The 20,307-nt window shown below is 72.0% G+C and carries 14 protein-coding genes; 5 read left to right on the top strand and 9 right to left on the bottom strand.

Annotation, left to right across the window (positions count from 1 at the left end; all coding sequences use genetic code 11):
* Positions 1-283: 283 nt before the first annotated feature.
* From POL25_RS20325 to POL25_RS20315, 3 genes are all read left to right on the top strand, one after another.
* Positions 284-877 (top strand): MYXO-CTERM sorting domain-containing protein, encoded by a 594-nt coding sequence (locus tag POL25_RS20325; protein ID WP_272087772.1) that lies wholly within the window; start codon positions 284-286, stop codon positions 875-877.
* A gap of 201 nt (positions 878-1,078) precedes the next feature.
* Positions 1,079-2,131, top strand: a complete 1,053-nt coding sequence (locus POL25_RS20320) for an alpha/beta fold hydrolase (protein WP_272087771.1) — start codon at positions 1,079-1,081, stop codon at positions 2,129-2,131.
* A gap of 60 nt (positions 2,132-2,191) precedes the next feature.
* The gene (locus POL25_RS20315; RefSeq protein ID WP_272087770.1) at positions 2,192-3,700 is read left to right on the top strand and encodes an esterase/lipase family protein; all 1,509 of its coding nucleotides are present in this window, start codon (positions 2,192-2,194) and stop codon (positions 3,698-3,700) included.
* A gap of 12 nt (positions 3,701-3,712) precedes the next feature.
* On the opposite strand, the gene POL25_RS20310 is transcribed toward POL25_RS20315, so the two are convergent.
* From POL25_RS20310 to POL25_RS20285, 6 genes are all read right to left on the bottom strand, one after another.
* On the bottom strand, positions 3,713-4,870 hold the full coding sequence (locus POL25_RS20310; RefSeq protein WP_272087769.1) for an alpha/beta fold hydrolase: 1,158 nt from the start codon (positions 4,868-4,870) through the stop codon (positions 3,713-3,715).
* Positions 4,867-5,265 carry a hypothetical protein gene (locus POL25_RS20305; RefSeq protein WP_272087768.1) on the bottom strand — a complete coding sequence of 133 codons (399 nt, stop codon included), beginning with the start codon at positions 5,263-5,265 and terminating at the stop codon, positions 4,867-4,869. The genes POL25_RS20310 and POL25_RS20305 overlap by 4 nt, the downstream gene beginning before the upstream one ends.
* A 12-nt stretch (positions 5,266-5,277) precedes the next feature.
* Positions 5,278-6,801, bottom strand: a complete 1,524-nt coding sequence (locus POL25_RS20300) for a class I adenylate-forming enzyme family protein (protein ID WP_272087767.1) — start codon at positions 6,799-6,801, stop codon at positions 5,278-5,280.
* Between the two features lie 139 nt (positions 6,802-6,940).
* Positions 6,941-7,495, bottom strand: coding sequence for a polyhydroxyalkanoate synthesis regulator DNA-binding domain-containing protein (locus tag POL25_RS20295; RefSeq protein ID WP_272087766.1), 555 nt, complete (start codon positions 7,493-7,495; stop codon positions 6,941-6,943).
* Between the two features lie 124 nt (positions 7,496-7,619).
* Positions 7,620-8,582 carry a hypothetical protein gene (locus POL25_RS20290; protein WP_272087765.1) on the bottom strand — a complete coding sequence of 321 codons (963 nt, stop codon included), beginning with the start codon at positions 8,580-8,582 and terminating at the stop codon, positions 7,620-7,622.
* A 1,089-nt stretch (positions 8,583-9,671) separates the two neighbouring features.
* A complete protein-coding gene (locus POL25_RS20285; protein WP_272087764.1) occupies positions 9,672-10,754 on the bottom strand; it encodes an alpha/beta hydrolase family protein in 1,083 nt (360 codons plus the stop codon).
* A gap of 95 nt (positions 10,755-10,849) precedes the next feature.
* On the opposite strand from POL25_RS20285, the gene POL25_RS20280 reads away from it, so the two are divergent.
* Both POL25_RS20280 and POL25_RS20275 read left to right on the top strand, forming a co-directional pair.
* A complete protein-coding gene (locus POL25_RS20280; RefSeq protein WP_272087763.1) occupies positions 10,850-12,418 on the top strand; it encodes an NAD(P)H-binding protein in 1,569 nt (522 codons plus the stop codon).
* Positions 12,419-12,561: 143 nt separating this feature from the next.
* Positions 12,562-14,406, top strand: coding sequence for a WD40 repeat domain-containing protein (locus POL25_RS20275; protein ID WP_272087762.1), 1,845 nt, complete (start codon positions 12,562-12,564; stop codon positions 14,404-14,406).
* Between the two features lie 146 nt (positions 14,407-14,552).
* Here the strand turns inward: POL25_RS20275 and POL25_RS20270 are convergent, their stop codons facing one another.
* The 3 genes from POL25_RS20270 to POL25_RS20260 all read right to left on the bottom strand — a co-directional run bounded on the left by POL25_RS20270 (position 14,553) and on the right by POL25_RS20260 (position 20,283).
* Positions 14,553-15,296: an SDR family NAD(P)-dependent oxidoreductase gene (locus tag POL25_RS20270; protein WP_272087761.1), complete on the bottom strand. Its 744-nt coding sequence runs from the start codon at positions 15,294-15,296 to the stop codon at positions 14,553-14,555.
* Positions 15,297-15,356: 60 nt separating this feature from the next.
* The gene (locus tag POL25_RS20265; RefSeq protein ID WP_272087760.1) at positions 15,357-18,227 is read right to left on the bottom strand and encodes a serine/threonine-protein kinase; all 2,871 of its coding nucleotides are present in this window, start codon (positions 18,225-18,227) and stop codon (positions 15,357-15,359) included.
* A gap of 214 nt (positions 18,228-18,441) precedes the next feature.
* On the bottom strand, positions 18,442-20,283 hold the full coding sequence (locus POL25_RS20260; RefSeq protein WP_272087759.1) for a c-type cytochrome domain-containing protein: 1,842 nt from the start codon (positions 20,281-20,283) through the stop codon (positions 18,442-18,444).
* Positions 20,284-20,307: the final 24 nt, after the last annotated feature.

Here is a 20,307-nt window from a genome sequence, read left to right as displayed (position 1 = left end):
GAGAAATCGAAGCGGCGGTCGATGGCTTGACCTGACCGCAAGGACATGTGATCGCGCGGGGCTCGTAGCTCGGCAGCTCGACCACGTAGCGCGGGGTCGAACATGTCCGAAGAGACATGGGACGTCCGAGGTCGCTCACCACAGCGAGGAGGCGTCACGCAGTGTCTTTTTGGACATGTCTCAATGACCAGGACATCGTGAACGGAATCGGGGGCTGCGAGCGACGGGTTCACGCCCGCGCCCCCGGTTGCCGGGCTCGCCCCGGCGCGTGTACGATCGGGTGATGCGCTTGTCTTCGCCGCTCTTCTTCACTTCGGTCGCGCGCTGGTCCGCGGCCGCGCTCCTCCTGCTCGCCCCTGCCGCGAGCCACACCGCCCGGGCTGACGCGGTGTCCGAGCCGCCGAGCTGCCCCGAAGGTTCGAGCCCCAACGGCTGCCACGGCGGGGAGTACTGCGATCCCGACGTGTGCATCGAGAGCTCCGCCTGTTCCGAGGGCAAGGTCTGCAAGGAGATCCAGGGCTGCCTCGATACGGTCAGCTGCAGCGGCGGGTGGTCCGACACCGGCAGCGGCTCGTCGGAGGACAATCTGCTCGGGCTGTGCGGCGAGGGCGGCACCTGTGCCAAGGGCTCGTGCCGCGCGATCAAACTGTGCGTCGCCGAGACCGCCGCGACCTCGACGGGCGACACGGCGGGCACTTCGGCGGGCAGCGACTCGGACGCGTCGGCGGGCAGCGGCTCCGGGAGCGAGAGCGACGGGACGACGCCGAAGAAGGAGCTCGGGTGCGGCAGTTGCCGCGCGGGCGACGACAGCGCGCCGGCGCTGCTGGGCCTGGGCGTGCTCGGCCTGGCGATCCGCCGCTCGCGCCGGCGCCGCTGATCGGCGGCCGCGCCTCGGGTCAGGCCCGAATCGCAGGGGCAGACCGGGCGCCATGTTGCACTGCGAAAGCACTGCGTGCCCTGCCCGGTCGCGGCGCCCGAAGCGACCTGTCCTTGACGCCAGGTGCTAGCTTGCGCGGGTTCGCGCGTCGCGCCCGCGTCGACAAGCGCGGGCCCATTTGCGACCCTGCATGCTGCCATCATGCCGATCGAACAGCAGCTCGTCCCCACGTCGCGCCTCCGCGTCCACACCCGTATCGCCGGTCCGGTCGACGCGCCGCCGATCGTGCTCGTCCACGGCAACGTGTCGACGGGGGCGTTCTTCGAGCCGCTGATGGAGGCCCTGTCCGATCGCTTCCGCGTGATCGCGCCGGACATGCGCGGGTTCGGCGACACCGAGCCGGCGCCGATCGACGCGACCCGCGGGGTCCGCGATTTCGCCGACGATCTGCGCTCGCTGATGGACGCGCTCGACCTGTCCTCGCGGCCAGTCCTCTTCGTCGGCTGGTCGGCGGGCGGCGGCGTGATCATGCAGTACGCGATCGACCACGCCGAACACGTGGCCGGCCTGGTGCTCGAGAACCCGATGTCGCCGTTCGGCTTCGGCGGCACCAAGGATGTCCGCGGCACCGCGTATACCGACGATTTTGCGGGCTCGGGCGGCGGCACGGCCAACCCCGAGTTCGCGCGCCTGATCAAGGCCGGCGACCGCGGCAACGACAGTCAGGTGTCGCCGCGCAACGTGATGAACGCGTTCTACTTCAAGCCCCCGTTCCGGGTCGCGCCGGCGCTCGAGGACGCGTTCGTGGCGGCGATGCTGAAGACGCAGACAGGCGACGACCACTACCCCGGCGACACGACGGCCTCGACGAACTGGCCGGGGGTCGCCCCGGGCACGCGCGGCATGAACAACGCGATCTCGGCCAAGTACGTCGACCTTTCGGGCTTCGCCGCGATCGATCCGCGGCCGCCGGTGCTGTGGATCCGCGGCGCCGACGACCAGATCGTCAGCGACACCTCGCTGTTCGACTTCGGCTTCCTCGGCAAGCTCGGCGCGGTGCCGGGCTGGCCGGGCGACGAGGTCGCGCCGCCGCAGCCGATGGTCGGCCAGCTGCGCGGGGTGCTCGACCGCTACGCGACCGCCGGCGGCCAAGTCCGCGAAGAGGTGTTCGCCGAATGCGGGCACTCGCCGCACATCGAGCAGGCGGAGCGCTTCCTTGCGGCGGTGCGAAATTTCGCAGAAACGGCGTTCTAAGCCGATATCTACTCCCGCGCGCGCTGTCGAGGTGGGAGCGAATGGGCTAAATTGCTGCACATGCGAACACGCCGTCCCTGCGCCGTCCTCACCCTCCTCCTCGCCTGCACGCCGCAAGACGGCGGCGACACCGACGCTGCGACCGCGGCGGTGACCGACAGCTCGCCGGGCACCGACACGAGCGAGGCGACCGGCACGGTGACGACGGGGCCGACGGCGACCAGCGAAGAGCCGCCGACCGGGACGACGAGCGCGCCGACCTCGAGCACTTCGGTGTCGACGACGACGGAGGACCCGACCTCGACGACGGACCCCACGGGCGAGACCACCGGCGATCCGCTGCACCGCCTCGTGCTCGAGGACACCTTCGAGGACAAGATCCTGAACGGGTGGGTCCGCGTCGAGCGGTGGTTCGATCCCGACCCGTTCTTCATTCAGGAGGACCGGTTCGACCTCGACCAGCGGGCCCACCAGAACGGGCAGCGGCTCGAGTTCTTCGGCAACGACCCGGTGCCGCACAGCGGCCGGTTCTTGCTGTACTACGCGCCCGGCTGGAACAACGGCGCCAAGTCGACGGTGCTGCTGGCCCACGGGGCCAACGACCAGGCCGACCGCGCGTGGGCCAACCCGGGCGAGAGCGGCGATTTCGGCTGCGGGCAGTCGACGTGCCCCGACATCGGCCTGATGCAGGAGCTGGCGGCGGCGGGTCACCGCGTGTTCGCGGTGTCGCACGCGCACAGCCAGGGCGACAACGTGTTCTGGGCCCTGCAGATCGCGTGGGCGATCGACATCATCCGCGAGCGCACCGGGGTCGACAAGGTCGACGTGATCGGGTGGAGCAAGGGCGTGATGTCGTCGCGCATGTACGCGTCGGGTCTGACCGGCGGCAAGCTCGAGTACCGCGACGACATCGACAAGCTGATCCTGATCGGCGGGCCCAACCTCGGCTTCGACTACATCTTCCGCTACGGCACGGCCCACAACGCCGGCGTGTACGCCGACTTCGGCGGCAAGATCCACGCGCCCGGGCCGCACGACGAGCTGCTGATCTTCGGGCTGTGGGAGGACCGCTCGGAGTACGCGATCTACAAGTCGGCCGCCGGCGACAACTACCGCGGGCAGCTGCAGATGCTCGCGGCGTGGGACGACGTGTACCCGCTGACCGGCACGGCCAACAACGGGCTGATGCAGTGGATCGTCGGCGACAGCGAGTCGACCTACTACGGCGAGGGTCAGTACAAGGGCGTGTACGCCCGCGGCAAGGGCATCGACTACGCGATCGCGCAGGGCTCGGTGATCGACGACATGATCGACGCCGGGATCCCGGCGTCGATCCAGACGCACCTGCTGTGCGGCGACCTCGATCTCAAGGACAACAACGTGCTGATCCCGGGCATCCCCAACGAGATCGCCGGGCCCAGCGACGGCGTGGTGCTCGTCGACAGCTGCGCGGCGACCGACGGCATCGGCACGCTCACCGACTCGGCTGTCCTTCCGGACATCAACCACCTCAAGCTGGGCTGGCACGCGACGGCGGCCGCCCAGATCTCGACGTGGCTGGCGCAGTGATGCGCGGCGCCGTCAGGCTGGCGGCAGCGGCTCGCTGTGCTCGGCCAGCCAGGCGGCGATCTTCGGCCAGATGACCTTGGGCCCCTTGCTCGAGGTCGAGAGGCCGATGTGCCCGACCGGGAAGCGCTGCAGCGTCTTGTCGGTCGAGCCGACGGCGCCGAGCAGCGCCTCGGACGAGGGCGGCGGGGCGATGGTGTCGTTGTCGGCGACGAGCACGAGCAGCGGGCCCTCGATCTGGCGCAGGTCGACGCGGCGGCCGCCGACGATCATGCGGCCCTCGAAGAAGTTGTTCTCCTGGTAGCAGTCGCGGATGTACTGCCGATACACCTCGCCCGGGAACGGCACGTTGTCGGCGGCCCAGTGCTCCATGGCGAGGAAGTTGGTGACGAACTCGCGGTCGTCGAGGCGGCGGAACACCTCGAACCACTTCGAGATCCGCTGGACCGGGGCCATCATCGAGAAGCCCGACTCCATCAGGTCGATCGGGACGTTGCCGTAGGCGTCGACCATGGCGTCGACGTCGAAGAACTCCGGGTCGGTCCAGGTGGTGAAGATGCCGCCGTGCTTGAAGTCGACCGGGGTGGCCTGGGCGACGAAGTTGCGCACGCCGTTCGGGTGGAGCGCGGCGGCGGCGAGGGCCATCGTGCCGCCCATGCAGTAGCCGTACATCGTCAGGTCGTCGCAACCCGACAGCTTGAAGATCCACCGCTTGGCCGCCTCGACGAAGCCGCCGAGCAGGTCGTCCCAGGTCATGTCCTGCTCGACCGGGCCGGGCGTGCCCCAGTCGATGGCGTAGACGTCGAAGCCCTGCTGGGTCATGAACTCGATCAGGCTGCGACCCGGCAGGAAATCGAGGATGTAGTAGCGGTTGATCAGCGAGTAGACGAACAGGATCGGGGTGCGAAACCGACGCACGGCCGGCTCGAAGCGGATGAGCTTCATGCCGCCGCGCGCGTAGACGACCCGCTTCGGGGTCGAATTGACGGGCGGGTCGCCGAGGCCGGTGGCGCGCTTGACCAGCGGGGCGAGGTACCGCGTCGGGCTGATCGCGCGGTCACGCAGCGCCCGCTGCCAGGCGCCGCCGATCGTGGCTGTCCCTTCGGCCATGTCGGCGAGCTTGCGCGCGGCGCCCTTGACCCGCGAGAACGGTCCGCCGTCGCCCGCGGTCACGCGGCCCCCCGCGTCGAGCGAGCCAGCTCGGCCTGCAGCTTGCCCAGCAGCTCGAGCGCGAGCTCGAGCTGGCTGGTGGTGATCTCGAGCCGGTCCTCGGCGCGCCGCAGCTGGGCCCGCACCTCGTCGAGGTCGCCGAGCGTGGGCACGCGCCAGAAGTGCAGGACCTCCTCGGTGAGGTCGACGAGGTCGCGGTGGAGGTGGAACATCTTTTGTAGCCCGCGGCCGGCCAGCCGCAGATAGCGCGGGCTGGTGGCGAGGCGGGTCATGACGCCGGTCGAGGCGCCCTCGAAGCGCATCCACCACTTGCCGGGGCCGCTCTTCGGATCGGTGAGGTAGCCGACGAGCCGGAGGACCCGGGCGGTGAGGTTCTGGGGGGCTGTCTCTTGGGACATGGCGGAAGGGTCCTATGCGGAGGTGGAGAGCATGACCCGCAGCTCGCGCTTGAGGATCTTGCCGGCCGGCGAGAGCGGGAGGGCGTCGAGGAAGACGACCGACTTGGGGATCTTGTAGCGGGCGAGGTGGTCGCGGCAGCGCTGCAGCAGCTCGGCCTCGCTGGCGCTGGCGCCAGGGCGCAGGGCGACGACGGCCTTGCCGACCTCGCCCCACTGCGGATCGGGGATGCTGATGACGGCGCACTGGGCGACGGCGGGGTGCTCGTAGAGGATCTTCTCGATCTCGACCGGGTAGACGTTCTCGCCGCCCGAGATGAACATGTCCTTCTTGCGGTCGACGATGAAGTAGAAGCCCTCGGCGTCGCGGCGCGCGAGGTCGCCGGTGTGGAAGAAGCCGGCCTCGTCGAAGTGCGGGGCTTCGACGCCGAAGTAGCCGGAGCAGGCGGCCGGGCCCTTGAGCACGAGCTCGCCGACCTCGCCGTCGGCGACCGGGACGTTGTCGTCGTCGACGATCCGGGCGTCGACGAAGTAGTTGGGCCGGCCGATGCTGCCGGCCTTGTGCTCGGCGAACTCGGGCGCGAGCGAGAAGGCGCCGGGGCCGAACTCGGTCATGCCGAAGCCCTGCTTGAAGGCGACCTTGTGCACCGCACAAAAGGCGCGGATGAGCGGCACCGGCAGCGGGGCGCCGCCGCTGGTGAGGAAGCGGACGCTGGCGAACGAGGTCGCGGCGAAGCGCGGCGAGTCGAGCATCATCTGGTACTGGGTCGGGACGCAGAACAGCGCGGTGACCTTGTACTGCTCGATGAGCGCGAGCATGTCGTCGGCGGTCCACTTCTTCATGATCACGACGGTGCCGCCCAGGGTGAGCAGCGGGACCGTGTAGACGAACAGGCCGCCGGTGTGGAACATCGGCGTGTGGGTGATCGTGACGTCGCCGCGCTGGATCTCGTGGACCATCGTGTTGAGTGTGTTCCACGCGATCTGGCGGTACGAGATCCGCGCGGCCTTGGGCGCGCCGGTGGTGCCGCCGGTGAACAGCAGGCAGGCGATGTCCTCGAGGTCGACGGCGGGGTTCTCGATCGGCTCGGCGGGGCTGGCGAGCAGCGCGGCGTAGGCGGTGCTGCCGGCCACGGGCTCGCCTTCGAGGTGGACGAGCTCGGCGATCGCGGTGTGCGGGTGGAGCTCGGCGGCGGCGGTGGCGAACTCGGGGCCGAACACGAGGACCTTCGGTGCGACGGGGAGGATGACCTCGACGAGCTCGCGCCAGGGACTGCGCCAGTTGAGCGGGACGAAGATCGCGCCGAGCTTGGCGCAGGCGAAGAAGACGTCGAGGACCTCGACGCCGCTGTGAGCGAGCAAGGCGACCCGGTCGCCCCGCACGACGCCGCGGCCGCGCAACCACCCGGCGACGGCGTCGGCGCGCCGGTTGAGCGCGGCGTAGGTGAAGCGGCCGGCGTCGCCCTTGGCGATGTCGACCACGGCGAGGTTGTCGGGCCAGTACTGGGCTCCGCGTCGCATCCAGTCGCCGATGAACATGCTCTGCTCCTCCGTCTGCGAGGCTACCCGAAGCCCCGGCCGTGCTGCACGTGCGAAAAGGCGGGGCCGGCCGCTATGGCCGTCGGGGAGGCAGAGACAGTCGAGTCAGCGGTCGCGAATTGTGCGGCGCACAAATGGATCAGGAGGCGGGCCGCCTGCCCTTGCGGGCGGGCCGGCTGTCCTCGACGGTCTTGCGCAGGTCGGCGAGCTCACGCCTCAACGCGGCGAGCTCGTCACCCATGCCGGCGGGCTCGGGGGGAGGCTCGTCCGGGAACGGCGGAGGCGTCGGGTCGCCGGCGGTCGGCGCCGCGCCGCCGAACCACCGCTTGAGGATGCCCGGCATGGCGAGATCGGCGAGCGGGTTCCACGGGACCACCGCCCGCGCTCCGCCCTTGAGCTGCAGGTAGACCTCGAGGGCCCAGGCGATGTAGCGGCCGAAGAACTCGGCGAGCGCGTCGTCCCGCATGCGCACGAGCTGCTTGAGCAAAGTGACGGGGAGCAGCCGGGCCGCGCCGCGGCTCTCGAGGATGATCTGGGCGAGGGTGACCTGAGTGAGGTCCTGGCCGCTCTTGGCGTCGACGACCTTGAGGTCCTCGCCCATGCGCACGCGCTCGGCGATCTCCTCGAGGGTGACGTAGCGGCTCCCCTCGGTGTCGTAGAGCCGACGGTTGCCGTACTTCTTGACCTGCAGCATGGGGCGACCGGGACGGTAGCCCAGGTGGTGCGGGAGGTGTGAGGGCGAATTTGCTCGTTCGCGGCGGATCGCCGGCCCGGTCGCGGGCTGTCAGGGCGCGGGCACCGGAGCGAAAGGGCTGTCTCTACGGACATGTCGCCGGGGTCAGCTTGCAGTCCGTGAACCAGGTGGTCACGTCGCGGCACTCGGGGCCGGGGGCGTCGGCGCCGGCGCAGGCGAGGAAGGCGGCGCGGTCGCGCAGGGAGCACAGGCGCGGCAGCTCCCACTTACGATCGCGGCAGCTCTGGTCGCGCGGGTCGCAGGTGCTGCGCATCCAGGTGGCGGTGCCGTCGCCGCGCAGGAAGACGCGATCGTCGAGGCTGCGGTCGGGGCTGACGACGCGCAGGCTGGCTGCGGCCGCGGCGGCGAGGGTCTGGTAGAGGCAGGCGTCGCCCTCGACTTCGTCGTCGCAGGGGCGCGGGGTGCCGCAGGCGTCGAGGAGGACTAGGGCGAGGTCGCCGGGGCAACGGCCGGCCGCGCACACGCAGGCGCACTCGGGCGGGTCGTCGGGGCCGAGGCCGCACTCGGTCCAGCCGGCGGGATGCTCGGGGCCGCGGACTTCGCCGGCCTTGCGACCGACGCGGCGGACGTGGACCTCGTCGCCGAGGCGCTTGTAGAAAGCGGAGTCGTAGTCGTCGTCGCCGGTCGAGGCGCTTGCGGAGGCGCAGGCGCCGGTGGGCGCGAGGGCGCACGTGGAGCGCTCGGCGAGCCGCTCGGTGGCGAACCAGATGCAACCGGCCGCGTCGCAGTCAGCCTCGACGGCGTGCGATTCGCACGGCTGGACGGCGGTGGGCGCGGGCTCGGGGGCGAGGTCGGGCGGCGGGACGAGGAGCGCGCCCGAGGTGGTGGTGGCGGGCAGGCTGGTGACGGCGTCGCCGGTGCTCGAACCACTCGCGAGGCCGGTGGTGCTGCCCTCCCCGCTGGTGGCGACGGTGCTGCCGCCGTCGCCGTCGGTGCCGCGCACGGGCGCGTCCGAACGGCCAGGGCTACACCCGGTCGTCACCAGCCACGAGAAGAGATAGACGACGCCCGCAGAGAGGGCGCCCAAACCAAACCGCACAGCATCATGCTGCCAGAGCGCGCCGACGAGATCAAGGAACCGCCGCGCAGGCGGTCCGTGCGCGGGGCCTTGCGAGGTGAACGAGACCACGCGGATGTGGGCGAGCGTCGCCCGTGTACGAAGCTGCCGAGCAGGTGATGCGCGACACAGCGGTCCCGAGCCGCGCTGCATGTGCGGGACCCGGAGGCGAGCGTGACGATGCGGTCGCGGGCGTCGGCGGGCCTTCGACGGACACCGGCGGCGAGGCTGGATGTTGATGCGCGGAGGCGTCTGTCCGCGGCGTCGACACGGTGTCGACATGGCCATCGGGACAGAGGTCGAAAGTTGGCGGCGCGCCGGAAGCGACGACTCCAAGTGGCGACCTTCGGGCTGCGTTCAGGCGGCCCTCGACGCCGTGCGGCGCCCCGTTCGCAGCGCCCGTGGGCTGGCCCGATCGCGGACGCTGGCTTCGGCGGCGGTGTGGGCGACTATCGGTCGCCCCCTGGCAATGCGGGGCGGCCTGACCTTCTTGCGGCGCTGCTACGTGTTTCGATGGGTCGGTTCGATCGCGGATGATGCAGCGCGGAGTCCGACCGATTGCTGGAGTCGAATGGCGAAGTGTGATGCGCCGATCGGCGCGGAGGTGCGGGCGCCAGAGTAGGCTGTCCCATGGGCCATGCGGCGCGGCTCGCCGCGTGATGCGAGGGCGCGGGAAGATCCCGGTGCTGAACGGGGCCCACTCGGACCGGCGGGCGCGTCCGTCATCGCCTCGCTCGTCGAGCTACGACGCGCCGGCTTGCGGCCCTTGCAGCGCCACGGACGCTAGCCCACCGAGCGCTGCGGCTCGCGTGCGCGCAGGTGCAGGCGAGCAGAGCTGCGCCTGGGCAGAGCGAGCGCGGCCCGGCTCGACGCGGCGACGTATCGCCCTCCCCTGCCCCGCAGGCCGCGGCCGCATCGCCCCGACGAGCTCTTTAAAACATGTCCAATCGAGCATGTTCTTTTGAACATGACCCGAATTTTCCCGCGAGTAAATGTGTCCACTCGGACATGTCCTCGGAGACATGCCTCTTCGTGCAGCTCGCCGGAGCGCGAGCGAGCTCAGCGCAGGCCGGGGATGATGCGGAGGTCGGTGAGGAAGCGGGCGAGCTCGCGGATGTAGTCGCGGCGGCCCAGCTGCAAAAAGTGGCCGCCGGTGAAGCTGAAGCGGCGCGGGCGCTGCCAGTGGTGCCACAGCACGTCGGCGTGGGCCTCGGTGACGAGGGCGTCGCCGCGGGCCGTGACGACGAGGCGGCGCTCCCACGGGACCTTGGGCGCGTACGAGAGGGGGCTGTGGAGGGCCCACGCGCTGTGGAAGCGCTCGCGGGTCATGCCGATCGCCTCGGCCTGCCGGCGGAACGGGTCGCCCTCGCCGTGATCCCACAGGAGGTGCGCGAACGAGGCGGGGGCCATGATCGGGACGACGAACGCCAGCCGCGGATCGATCGAGGCGATGAGGGCGGAGGTGTAGCCGCCGAGGCTCGAGCCCATCATGCCGAGCGGCGCGGGGCTGTGGCGCAGGATGGCGGTGATGGCGGCGCGCACGTCCTGAGCGGTCTGGATGAAGGCCTCGTTGGTGCGCACGAGGTCGGTCGAGGGGAACAGCTCGCCGGAGAAGCGCGCGGCGGTCGGCTTGCGCGCGCTGTGATAGGGCTGGACGTAGAAGTAGACGTCGAGGCCGAGGTCCCGGTAAAGGGTGGCGACGTTGAACTCGATCTCGTGAAGGCGGCGGTGACCGACGCACCAGCCGTGCGCGAGCAGGATCGAGGCGGGAGCGGGCCGGTCGTGCTGCCATGCGTGCAGGTGCACGGTGCCGACGCGGTCGTAGCCGGCGTACTCGCGGGCGTAGTCAGGGTCGCGCGGGCGGTACGGCGAGGCGAAGGTAAAGTGGGTGGCGCGGCCGTCGGCGAGGCGACGCACGCTCTGCGGCGCGAGCGGCGGGGGCGCGGGCGGCGGCGCGAGCAGGCGATCGGGCTCGGCGAGCACGGCAGGATCGGTGTACTGCGCGACGGACTCGAGGCGACGCTCGAGCTCGGCGCGGGCGATCCGGTCGAGCTCGTTGCGCTGCATGAGGACGCGGCGGAGGCCGTGTCGCATGACGCGATCGAAGCGGGCGCAGGCGTGGTCGGCGAGGGCGCTGAGCATGCGGGTCGAGTTTTTGTTGTAGGCGCGCGGGCGGCGTTTGAGAAGCAAAAACCGGCCTTGCGCGGCGGGCCGAGCCGGTGCGAGGCTGGCTGCGCATGCAGGTGGCCGTGGCCGGAGCGAGCGGGTTCATCGGACAGGCGACCGTGCACGCGCTGCTGCAGGCCGGTCATGCCGTGGTGGGGCTGTCGCGGGGCCGTCGCGGCCGCTTCGAACGGCCGGGGCTGACCTGGCGCGACGCGGACGCGAGCCGCGGCGGGCCCGAGCTGGCGGCGGCGCTGGCAGGCTGTGAGGCGGTCGTCAACCTGGTGGGGATCAAGCGGACCGAGCAAGGGCAGACGTTCGCGTCGGCGCACGAGGCAGCCGTGACGGCGTTGACGACGGCGATGCAGACGGCGGGCATCCGGCGGCTGATCCATGTCAGCGTGGCAGGTCCGCAGCAGGAGCCCGCCTCGCCGACGCCGTACCTGGCGAGCAAGCGTGCGGGTGAACGTTTGGTCATGTCCTCGGGGACAGATTGGACGATCCTCCGCCCGGGGCCGGTGGCGGGGCCGGGCGACGATTTCGTGAACAACCTGGCGGCGACGCTGCGACACGCGGGGGTGTTCCCGGCCCCTGACGGCGGGCACGCGCCGCTGCAGCCGGTGCTGGTGGAGGACGTGGCGCGGGCGGTCGCGGCGGCGCTGGAGCGGCCGGCGGCGATCGGGCGCTGCTACGACGTTGTAGGGCCGGAGGTGCTGACGCTGCGCGCGGTGGTGCAGCGAGTGGCCGACGCGCTGGGGCTGCCGGTGACGCTCATCCCCTGCCCTGCGCCGCTGCTGGCAGTCGCGGTGGCGGGGCTCGAGAAGCTGCCGGCTCCGCTGCTGACGCGCTCGCAGCTCGGGCTGCTGACGCACGGCCTGGTCGGCGATCCGGGGCCGGCGGCGGCCGAGCTGGGGGTGGTGACGCAGCCGCTGACGGAGGCCCGGATCGTGGAGCTGGCGGCGGGGGTCGAACCGTGGCTGGGGCTGTCGCTGCGGCTGCGACGTGGCGATGAGGACATGTTCTTCAAGACATGTTCCAAAGGCGCTGTCCACCTGGCCTGGCTGGTGCCGCTGGCGGTGGGGCTGATCTGGGCGCTCGGGTCGCTGACGCCGCACGTGTGGTGGCGGATGCTGGCGGCCAACGTGGTGCTGGTGCCGCTGTGCCTGGCGCTGGTGCGGCTGCCGTGGCGGGAGCTGTGGCGGCCGAGCCTGCGCGGGCTGGCCCGGGGGATCGTCGCCGCGGCGGCGCTGCTGGTGGCCGGGTGGATCGGGAGCCAGGTGCTGTTCGCGGTGACGCCGGAGGCGCGGGTCCAGGTGGCCGCGGTGTACGGCTGGGTCTACCTGCTTCCGGCCGGCGCGGCGGCGGTGCTGCTGCCGCTGATCGCGGCGGCGGAGGAGGTGGTGTGGCGCGGGGCGGTGGCGTTCGCGGTGGCGTCGCGCGCGGGCCCGTGGTGGGGCGCGGCGGCGTCGGCGGCCGCGTTCGCGGTGGCCCACGTGAGCCTCGGGGTGCCAGCGTTGGTGGTGGCGGCCGCGGGCGCGGGGTTCTTCTGGGCCTGGCTCGGGCTCAAGACCCGCAGCCTGTTCGCGGTGCTGGTCTGCCACGTGGTGTGGGACGCGTGCGTGGTGGTGCTGCGGCTGTACTGAGCGGGTGTTCTTGGGGACATGTCTGAAGGGACATCTCGTGAGAATGTCCCTCGCGTCCTGTCTTTCGTTCCTATCAGGGGGCACGCGTCGGGGGCGCTTGCGGACGCGACCCGCGCGCTGCTATGGAGGTTGCGCTGCCCGTCATGACCTGGAATCCGCTCCCCTCGGCCCCGATCGTCCACCTGCCCCCTGCCCCGCGCGCGCCTTCGCTGCGGATCTTCGCCGGCAAGCCGCACGCGCTGGCGTTCCTCGCCGACGGGTCGCTGGTGGTCGGCGGCAGCCACGGGATCACGCTGCACGATCCGTCGGCACCGTCACCGCCGCGGGCGAGCGTCGCTGTGGTCGGCGTGGCGTGGATGGTCGCGCACCCTGACGGCGAATCGGTGCTGGCGTGGGCCCACGGCGCGAGCGGTCGCGTCGTCGCGCGGGTGTGGCCGGCGACCGGACGCGTGGTCGAGCTGCTGGCGAGCGAACCATTCGGCGAGCACTTCTGCGGCGCCGTCTCACCCGACGGCGCGCAGCTGGTGTGGCGGCGCGAGGGCCCGTCTCCGGCGCTGTGCTTCGTCGACGCGGCGACGGGGGCGCCCCTCCGCGAGGTGGCGCTGCCGCCGGAGGTCGCGGAGGCGCTGTGGCTGGCGGTGCGTCCCGACGGGGTGGTGTACCTGCGGGGCGACGCGATGGTGGCGGTCCATCCCGACGGGCGGCTCGAGGCGCTCGACGACGCGCCGTTCTTCGGCGCCTTCAAGCCGTTCTTCGCCGACGCCCGCGGGATGGTGGGTAAGAGCGGCGAGCGGGTCGCGTTCGTCGACGGCGCGATCGTGCGGCAGGGCGACCTGCCCCGCCGAGCCGACGGCGGGTCGATCGCGTACGACCGCAGCCGGATCGCCCTCCACGCCATCCAGGGCGCGGTGCAGGTGTGGGACGTCGCCGAGCAGCGGGTGGTCTTCAGCGTCGAGCTGGAGAGCGCCACCGGGCAGATGTCGGGCTGGGCCGGCCAGGCTGCGGCCGCAAGCGCGGGCCACGTCGCGGCCATCGATCACGCGACCGCGACGGTGAGGATCTGGCGCGTCGATCGGCCGGAGCAGCCGCTCGCTACGATCACCGGCTACAGCCCCGGCGCGCAGCGACTGTTCGTCCACGGCGAGAGGTTGACGCTGCAGTCGTGTCAGCCGGCCAACTCGAGGCCGTCGGTGGTGAAGCTCGAGCTCGGCAGCGGCGCGCGGAAGCTGCTGGACGTGCGCGAGGTCCACGACATCGCCACGACCGCCGACGGGCAGCGCCTGCTGGTGTTCCACGAGTCCTACCCGCTCCAGCCGCTGAAGGTGACCCAGTTCGACGCCGCCGGCCAACCGGGCGAGTTGCTCGAGGTCCAGCGCCGCGCCGGCGAGCTGGCGCTGGCGCCCGACGGCCGGACCTGGGGCGTGACTTCGTCCAACTACCCGGCGTCGCGGATGACGGAGCCGACGGCACAGGCCCAGTGGCGCGCGTTCGGAGCGACGAAATGGGCCAAGAACCTCAAGTTGCCCGGCCGCTTCCCTCGCATCGCCCTGTGCGACTCCGCGGCGGCGGTGGCCGTCGGCGCCGCGCTGGTGGTGGTGGGTCTTGCCAAGGGCAAGCCGCTGCAGTCGCTGACGCTGCCGACGAACGCCTTGAGCGTGGCGATCAGCCGCGACGGCGCGCACGTGGGCGTGATCGGCGTCGATCGCCCGCGGCTCGTCGACGTGGCCGCGGGGACGACCGTCGAACTGGCGGCCGAGCTGGACGGCGAGCCGGAATTCCACCGCTGCCTCTGCTTCGACGACGCGGGGCGCTGGCTGTTCGTCGGCCACCCCGCCGGGCCGATCGTGCAGCACCGGGTCGCCGACGGGGCGACGGTGGCGACGCTGCGCTTTCACACCGACGCGGTGCGGGCGCTGACGTGGGCCGACGGGGCGCTGTGGAGCAGCTCGGAGGACGGCACGATCGTCCGCTGGGGCGAGCTCGGCTGAGACGACATGGTCGACGAGGCATGCTCGATCGAGCATGTCCATACAGGCATGACCTTTGGGGCATGACCTTCGGTACATGTCTCCAAGACGACGATCGATAGATCGCCGCGGTCGGTGACCGCGCGGAGCGGCGCGGCGCGGGCCGGTCAGCGGCCGGAGAGAAAGCCGAGGCGCTGGAACAGCGGCTCGGGGGTGTGGCGGACGACGAACAGGATCGGGCGCCAGTACCACGGGACGAAGGCGACGACGGCCCGGCGAGCGATGGCGCGATCGATGTCGCGGGCGGCCCGCTGCGGGGTGGCGAACAGGGCGTTCCGGGGGTGGCCGACGGTCATGGGGGTGTCGACCGGGCCGAGCTTGAGGGTGGTGACGGTGACGCCCGCGGGGTAGAGGCGGCTGCGCAGCCCCTGCAGGTACACGTGCAGGGCGCCCTTGGCGGCCCCGTAGGTGTAGTTGCGCGGGCGGCCGCGCTCGCCGGCGACGGAGGTGATGACGGCGAGCGTACCGCTGCGCTGGCGCTCGAGCACGTTCGCCAGCGGGACCAGCAGAGCGACGACCGAGAGGAAGTTGGTCTGGACGATGCGCGCGGCCTCGGCGACGTCGTGCTCGCTGCGCTGCTGATCGCCGAGGTCGCCGTGGGCGACGAGGACGACGTCGACGCGGCCGCCGAGCGCGGCGACAGCCTCGTGCGCGAGGGCCTCGGCGCGCGCGAGGTCGGTGAAATCGCCCGCGGCGGTGGTGACCTCGGCGGCGCCGCAGCGGGCGGCCACGGCCGCGAGCTTGTCGGAGTCACGCCCGACCAGGTGGAGCCGATCGCCGCGCGCGGCCCAGCGCGCGCACACCTCGGCGGCGATGGCAGAGGTGGCCCCGAAGACGATGGCGTGGCGCATGCGCGGAACGTAGCGCGCCCGCGTGGCCAGGCGCCAGCGGCGATGGTGGCGCGCCGGACGTCAGCGCTTCGGCGCGACCGCGGGCGGCACGTTCTCGGTGCGCCAGGCCGTCGCCTCGTTCAGGTCGAGCGAGCCGGCCTGGCCGAGCGAGGTGAAGGTGGCGACGGCCTGATCGATGAGGGCGCGGGCGCGGCCGCGGTCGCGGTCCGACAGCCACAGCGCGCGGGCCAGGCCGTACTCGGCGCGGCCGCGCAGGAGGGCGTGCACGTCGGTGCCGGCGCGGATCGCCAGGGCGCGCTCGAACGCGGGGATGGCGGTGGCGTAGTCGCGGGCGTGCAGGCCCCACTCGCCGAGGCCGAGCAGCGAGCGCGCGACCTCGGCGTGGCCCTCGCCGAGGACGCGGCGGCGGATCGCCAGCGAGCGGTCGATGGCCAGGCGCGAGGGGCCGAGCTGGCCGGCCTCGAGGTAGGACGCGCCGAGGTTGTCGAGCTGGGTGCACAGCTCGATGTGGTCGGGGCCGTGGCGGCGCTCGAGCGTGCGCACGACGGCCTCGAAGGCGGCGACGGCGTCGACGGGGCGGCGCGCGCGGGCCAGCGCGGCGGCGATGTTGCCCTGCAGCACGACCACCAGCGGGTCGTCCTCGCCGCGGGTGCGGAGGATGATGTCGAGGCCGCGGCGCCAGGTCGCGAGGGCGGCGTCGAAGTCGGTGAGCGCGAAGTAGAGGTTGCCCTCGAAGCGCAGGGCGGCGGCGACCTCGGGGTGCTCGGGGCCGTAGAGGCGCTCGAGGCGGGCGCGGCTGTCCGGAAGGACAGCCTTGGAGCGAGCGAACTCCTGGCGGGCCCACAGCGCGGTGCCGAACCACTGGCGCGCGCGCGCGGTGGCGGGGTTGTCGGGGCCGTGGAGGGCGTCGTAGGCGGCGACGCTGCGCTCGATGGCGGCCTCGGACTCGGCGTAGCGCCCGAGCGACCACAGCAGCTTGCTGCGCGCGAGATCGAGGAAAGCGGCGGCGCCGTCGTCGGGCGCGCGGGCCTGGGCGGCGGCGGCGATCTCGAGCCAGACCTGGGCGTGGTCGAGGCGGCCGAGGGTGTTGAGGGTCTCGACGAGCGCGGCGGCGGCGTCGCGGGCGACCGCGTCCTGGTGGCTGGCGGTGGCGGTGGTGAAGGCGGCGCGCAGGCTGGTCTCGGCCTCGCCGTCGCGCTGCACGAGCGCGAGCAAGCGGCCGCGCGCGAGCTGGGCCTCGGCGACGGCCGGGGCGTAGGCGGTGGCCTCGGCGGCGGCGACGGCCTGCTCGGCGCCGAGCCGGCCGGCCTCGTAGCGGCCGGTGTGCTCGAGCGCGGCGACGTTGGCGAGCGCGCGGCGGACGTTGTCGACGGCCAGCGCGGTGGCCGGATCGGCCGGCGGCGCGACCTCGGCGGTCAGCAGCGCGACGTCGGCGCAGCGCTCGATCGGCGGCAGCGCGGCCACGGCGTCGACGGCCCGCTCGACCACGCCGGCGTCGGCGGCCACCAGCAGGTCGGTGACGGCCCTGACCTCATGGACATGGCGCGAAAGACAGGCCATGCGCAGGTCGAGCAGGTGCTCGGACTGCTCGCCGCGGGCGTGGGCCTCGCAGGCGTGGCGGTGCATGGCCACGATCGCGTCGGCGCGGGCGTCGAGGCGGCCGGCGACCTGCGTCCACGCCTCGTCGGCGAACCCGACCCCGGCGGCCTCGAAGGCGTCGGCGGCGGCGTCGCGGCGGGCCGGGTCCCACACGCCGACGAGCCGGGCCTCGGCGCCGAGGCAGCGGCCCTCGTCCTGGAAGCTCCACGCGGCCGCGGCCAGGCCGATCACGGCGCCGAGCCCGAGCCCGAGCACCGCATGGCGGGCGCGCACCTGCGGGCCGGCGAGGTCGGCCAGCAGCGCGTCCATGCTGGGATAGCGGCCGTCGGGGACCCGCGCGAGGCCCCGCGCGAGCACCCGGTAGAGCCGCTTGCCGATCCGCGGGCCGACGTGCACGCGCTCGGGCAGATCGGCGACCAGGACCTGGTCGCGCAGCTCGTCGACGCTGTCGCCGGTGAACGGCCGGGCGCCGACCAGCGCCTCCCACAGCGCGACGCAGAAGCTGAACTGATCGGTGCGGGCGTCGACCTGCTCGCCGAGCCACTGCTCGGGGGCCATGTACGCCGGCGTGCCGGCGAGCACGCCGGTGCGCTCGACGCCGACGCCGGCCAGCTCCTCGCTGGTGGGCCGCTCGGCCTGCTCGGCGAGCGCGGCCAGGCCGAAATCGACCACGCGCACGCGGCCTTCGAGGTCGACGAGCACGTTGCCGGGCTTGAAGTCGCGGTGCGTGAGGCCGACGCGGTGGGCCGCCGCCAGCCCGCGCCCGGCCTCGGCGAACACCGCGAGGATCTCCTGCTGCGTGCGCGCGCGGTCGGCCAGCCACGCCGAGAGCGTGACGCCGCGGACGAACTCCATGGCGATGAACAGCTCGTCGCCGAGCGCCCCGGCCTCGTAGACCTGGACCACGTTGGGGTGCGACAGGCGGGCCAGCGCCTGCGCCTCGCGCAGCAGGCGGGCCTGCAGGCGCCCGTCCTGGCGGTTGTGCGAGCGCAGCACCTTGATGGCGACGCGGCGCTCGAGCACCTCGTCGTAGCCCGACAGGACCACGCCCATGCCGCCCTCGCCGAGCTCGCTCAGGATCGCGTAGCGACCGATCCGCCGCGACTGCCGGAGCAGCGAGTCGTCGAGCGCGATCGCGGCGCGCAGGCTGACGCCGGCGCTCACGTGCGGCGTGCTGTCCTTGCGGACAGGTGCTGCAAGGACCGTCTTCTCGATCGGGCTGGCGCCGGCGCGGGCGGTGACGTCCAGCGCCGGCGACTTCGCGTCGGTGGTCGCGAGCAGGTCCGGGCCGGAGGGCCCGGAGCACACGTCGTCGGGCGAGCGGGCTCCCACCGCCGACCACGGTACACGACCTATGGCCCTCGATCGAGGACGCTATCGCGCACGGGCGCGCATGCCCCACTCCGCCGTGCGCCGGGCCACGCGCGGCCCGGGGACCGCGCCGCCGCGGCCGCGCGCAAGATGTCTTTTCAGACAGGTCGAACGCAAGACAGACGACCGCCCGGGCAGGTCGCCAGATCTGCCCGGGCGGTCTGGTGGGTGAGGATTACTTGCAGGCCTTGGTGATACCGACCTTGAGCTGGCAGACGGCGTCGGCGTAGGCGGCGGTGAACACGTCGCGGCGGACGCCGGTCTGGCTCTTGCCGAGATCGTCGAGATCTGGGCTCAGCTGCCCGAGCTTCTCGCGCAGGGTCGTCTCGGTGGTCCACAGCTCGGCGGCGGCGCGGCGGATCTCGACGTCCTCGTCGAAGGCGTTGAACGCGGTGACGATCGGCTCCTTGTCGCCGCCGATCGGGACGCCCGCGGCCTTGACCGCGAGGTTGAAGCGGTCGGCGTCGAGCGCGAGCAGGCCGTTGTAGTCGTCGCGCTGCGGATACAGGGCGCGGATGGCGTCGAGCTCGTTGTCGTCGAAGTCGCCCTCGCCGAGGTTCGCGTCGACCTCCCAGCGCAGGTCGTCCTCCTTGTTGATCATGCCGACGCTGTGGCAGCCCATGCACGACTTGCCGTTGCGGACCACCCCGTCCGGAGCGTTCTTGTCCTGCACGATCTGGATCGGCGCGTCGTCGATGCGGAAGCCGACGGCATCGACGATCATGTAGCCCTGGAGGCCGTTCGGCAGGCTGTAGATGATCTCGCTGCCGTCCTCGACGAAGTTGAACGGGTCGACGAACACGTTGGCGTCGCCGGCGTTGCTCTGGAAGTCGTAGCTGATCCAGTAGACGCGGTTGCTGGCGTTCGGGAAGTCGTGACGCTCGATCACGCGGTGGTTCTCGGACACGCCCGACTCGTGGAACGCGGCGCGCGCGACCCGGTTCGGGTTGGTCTCGACCTCCTCGGTGACGTTGGCGTCGACGTCGATGCCGAAGCTCTGCTCGAGCTCGAAGCGGGTCGCCGGGATGCGCAGGATGTCGTGGTAGAGCGGCGGCTGGGCCGACACCTCGACGAACGCGTCGGCCTGCAGCAGGAAGAAGCTGGTGTTGGTGGCCTGCTTCACGTCCTCGGCGCTGTCGCCGATGAACTCGATCGCGTACGGGTCCTTGTTGGCGATGAGCTCCCAGGTGTCGCGGAACTCCTCGACGAAGGTGTTCGACACCGGGTCGAGCACGCGGCCCGGCGCGTCCCAGTCGTAGTCGCGGATGTCGATGCGGAAGACCAGCTTGTCCTTGTCGATCGGGACCGGCGCCACGACCTTGATCTCGTTCGACAGGCTGTTGGCCAGCTTCGACAGCGCGTGGCGGTAGACCTCGATCTGGTCGTCGCACCAGCCGTAGTTGTAGAGGTGGACCAGGCTGAAGTAGCGGATGAAGGGCCGCGCGTCCGCCGAGATCTCCTGCGTGTTGAGGAGGTCGTTGCGGATCAGGTCGATCACCTGCGTGCGCGTCATCCACGGGTTCGCGTCACACCCGGTCACGCCGGCACACTCGCCGATCCACTGCTCGACCGCGCGGATGTCGTCCTCGGTCGGCCGCGGCTCCTGACCCTCGGGGGGCATCGGCGCCATGGTGGCGGCCATGCGGCGGTAGATCGCCGAGTTGTTCGGCTCGCCCGGCACGACCTTGCCGTTCGAGATCAGCGCGTCGAGGTTGGTGATGTAGTTGATGCTGCCGAGCGCCGCGCTGTCGGCCCCGTGACACTGCTTGCAGTTCTTGTCGAGGATGTTGACGGTCTGCGCCGACAGCTCGCCGCAGTTGGCCGTGCCCTGCTCGCCGTCGTTGCCGGTGCTGCTGCCGCCCTCGGTGCCGCCCGCACTGGTGCCGCCGCTGGTGCCCTCGGTCTCGTCGCCGCTGTCGTTGCCGGGCAGGACGACGGTCTTGCAAGCGCCGCCGGCCAGCAGCGCGAGCGCGGCGGCGGTGACGAGCGGGATCGATGAAGAGAATCGCTGAGACATGGTCGTAGGTGCTCCTGAAAGAAG

This window comes from Nannocystis bainbridge (assembly GCF_028368995.1).
Taxonomy (GTDB): domain Bacteria; phylum Myxococcota_A; class Polyangia; order Nannocystales; family Nannocystaceae; genus Nannocystis; species Nannocystis bainbridge.
Note: the sequence above shows the minus strand (reverse complement) of the source record. Positions and strands in the feature narration are given on the sequence as shown.

What these genes read in the sequence shown, in the direction of transcription:
- POL25_RS20325 (WP_272087772.1), top strand. Translation starts at nt 284, where the DNA reads ATGCGCTTGTCTTCGCCGCTCTTCTTCACTTCGGTCGCGCGCTGGTCC.
- POL25_RS20320 (WP_272087771.1), top strand. Translation starts at nt 1,079, where the DNA reads ATGCCGATCGAACAGCAGCTCGTCCCCACGTCGCGCCTCCGCGTCCAC.
- POL25_RS20315 (WP_272087770.1), top strand. Translation starts at nt 2,192, where the DNA reads ATGCGAACACGCCGTCCCTGCGCCGTCCTCACCCTCCTCCTCGCCTGC.
- POL25_RS20305 (WP_272087768.1), bottom strand. Translation starts at nt 5,265, where the DNA reads ATGTCCCAAGAGACAGCCCCCCAGAACCTCACCGCCCGGGTCCTCCGG.
- POL25_RS20300 (WP_272087767.1), bottom strand. Translation starts at nt 6,801, where the DNA reads ATGTTCATCGGCGACTGGATGCGACGCGGAGCCCAGTACTGGCCCGAC.
- POL25_RS20295 (WP_272087766.1), bottom strand. Translation starts at nt 7,495, where the DNA reads ATGCTGCAGGTCAAGAAGTACGGCAACCGTCGGCTCTACGACACCGAG.
- POL25_RS20285 (WP_272087764.1), bottom strand. Translation starts at nt 10,754, where the DNA reads ATGCTCAGCGCCCTCGCCGACCACGCCTGCGCCCGCTTCGATCGCGTC.
- POL25_RS20280 (WP_272087763.1), top strand. Translation starts at nt 10,850, where the DNA reads ATGCAGGTGGCCGTGGCCGGAGCGAGCGGGTTCATCGGACAGGCGACC.
- POL25_RS20275 (WP_272087762.1), top strand. Translation starts at nt 12,562, where the DNA reads ATGACCTGGAATCCGCTCCCCTCGGCCCCGATCGTCCACCTGCCCCCT.
- POL25_RS20270 (WP_272087761.1), bottom strand. Translation starts at nt 15,296, where the DNA reads ATGCGCCACGCCATCGTCTTCGGGGCCACCTCTGCCATCGCCGCCGAG.
- POL25_RS20260 (WP_272087759.1), bottom strand. Translation starts at nt 20,283, where the DNA reads ATGTCTCAGCGATTCTCTTCATCGATCCCGCTCGTCACCGCCGCCGCG.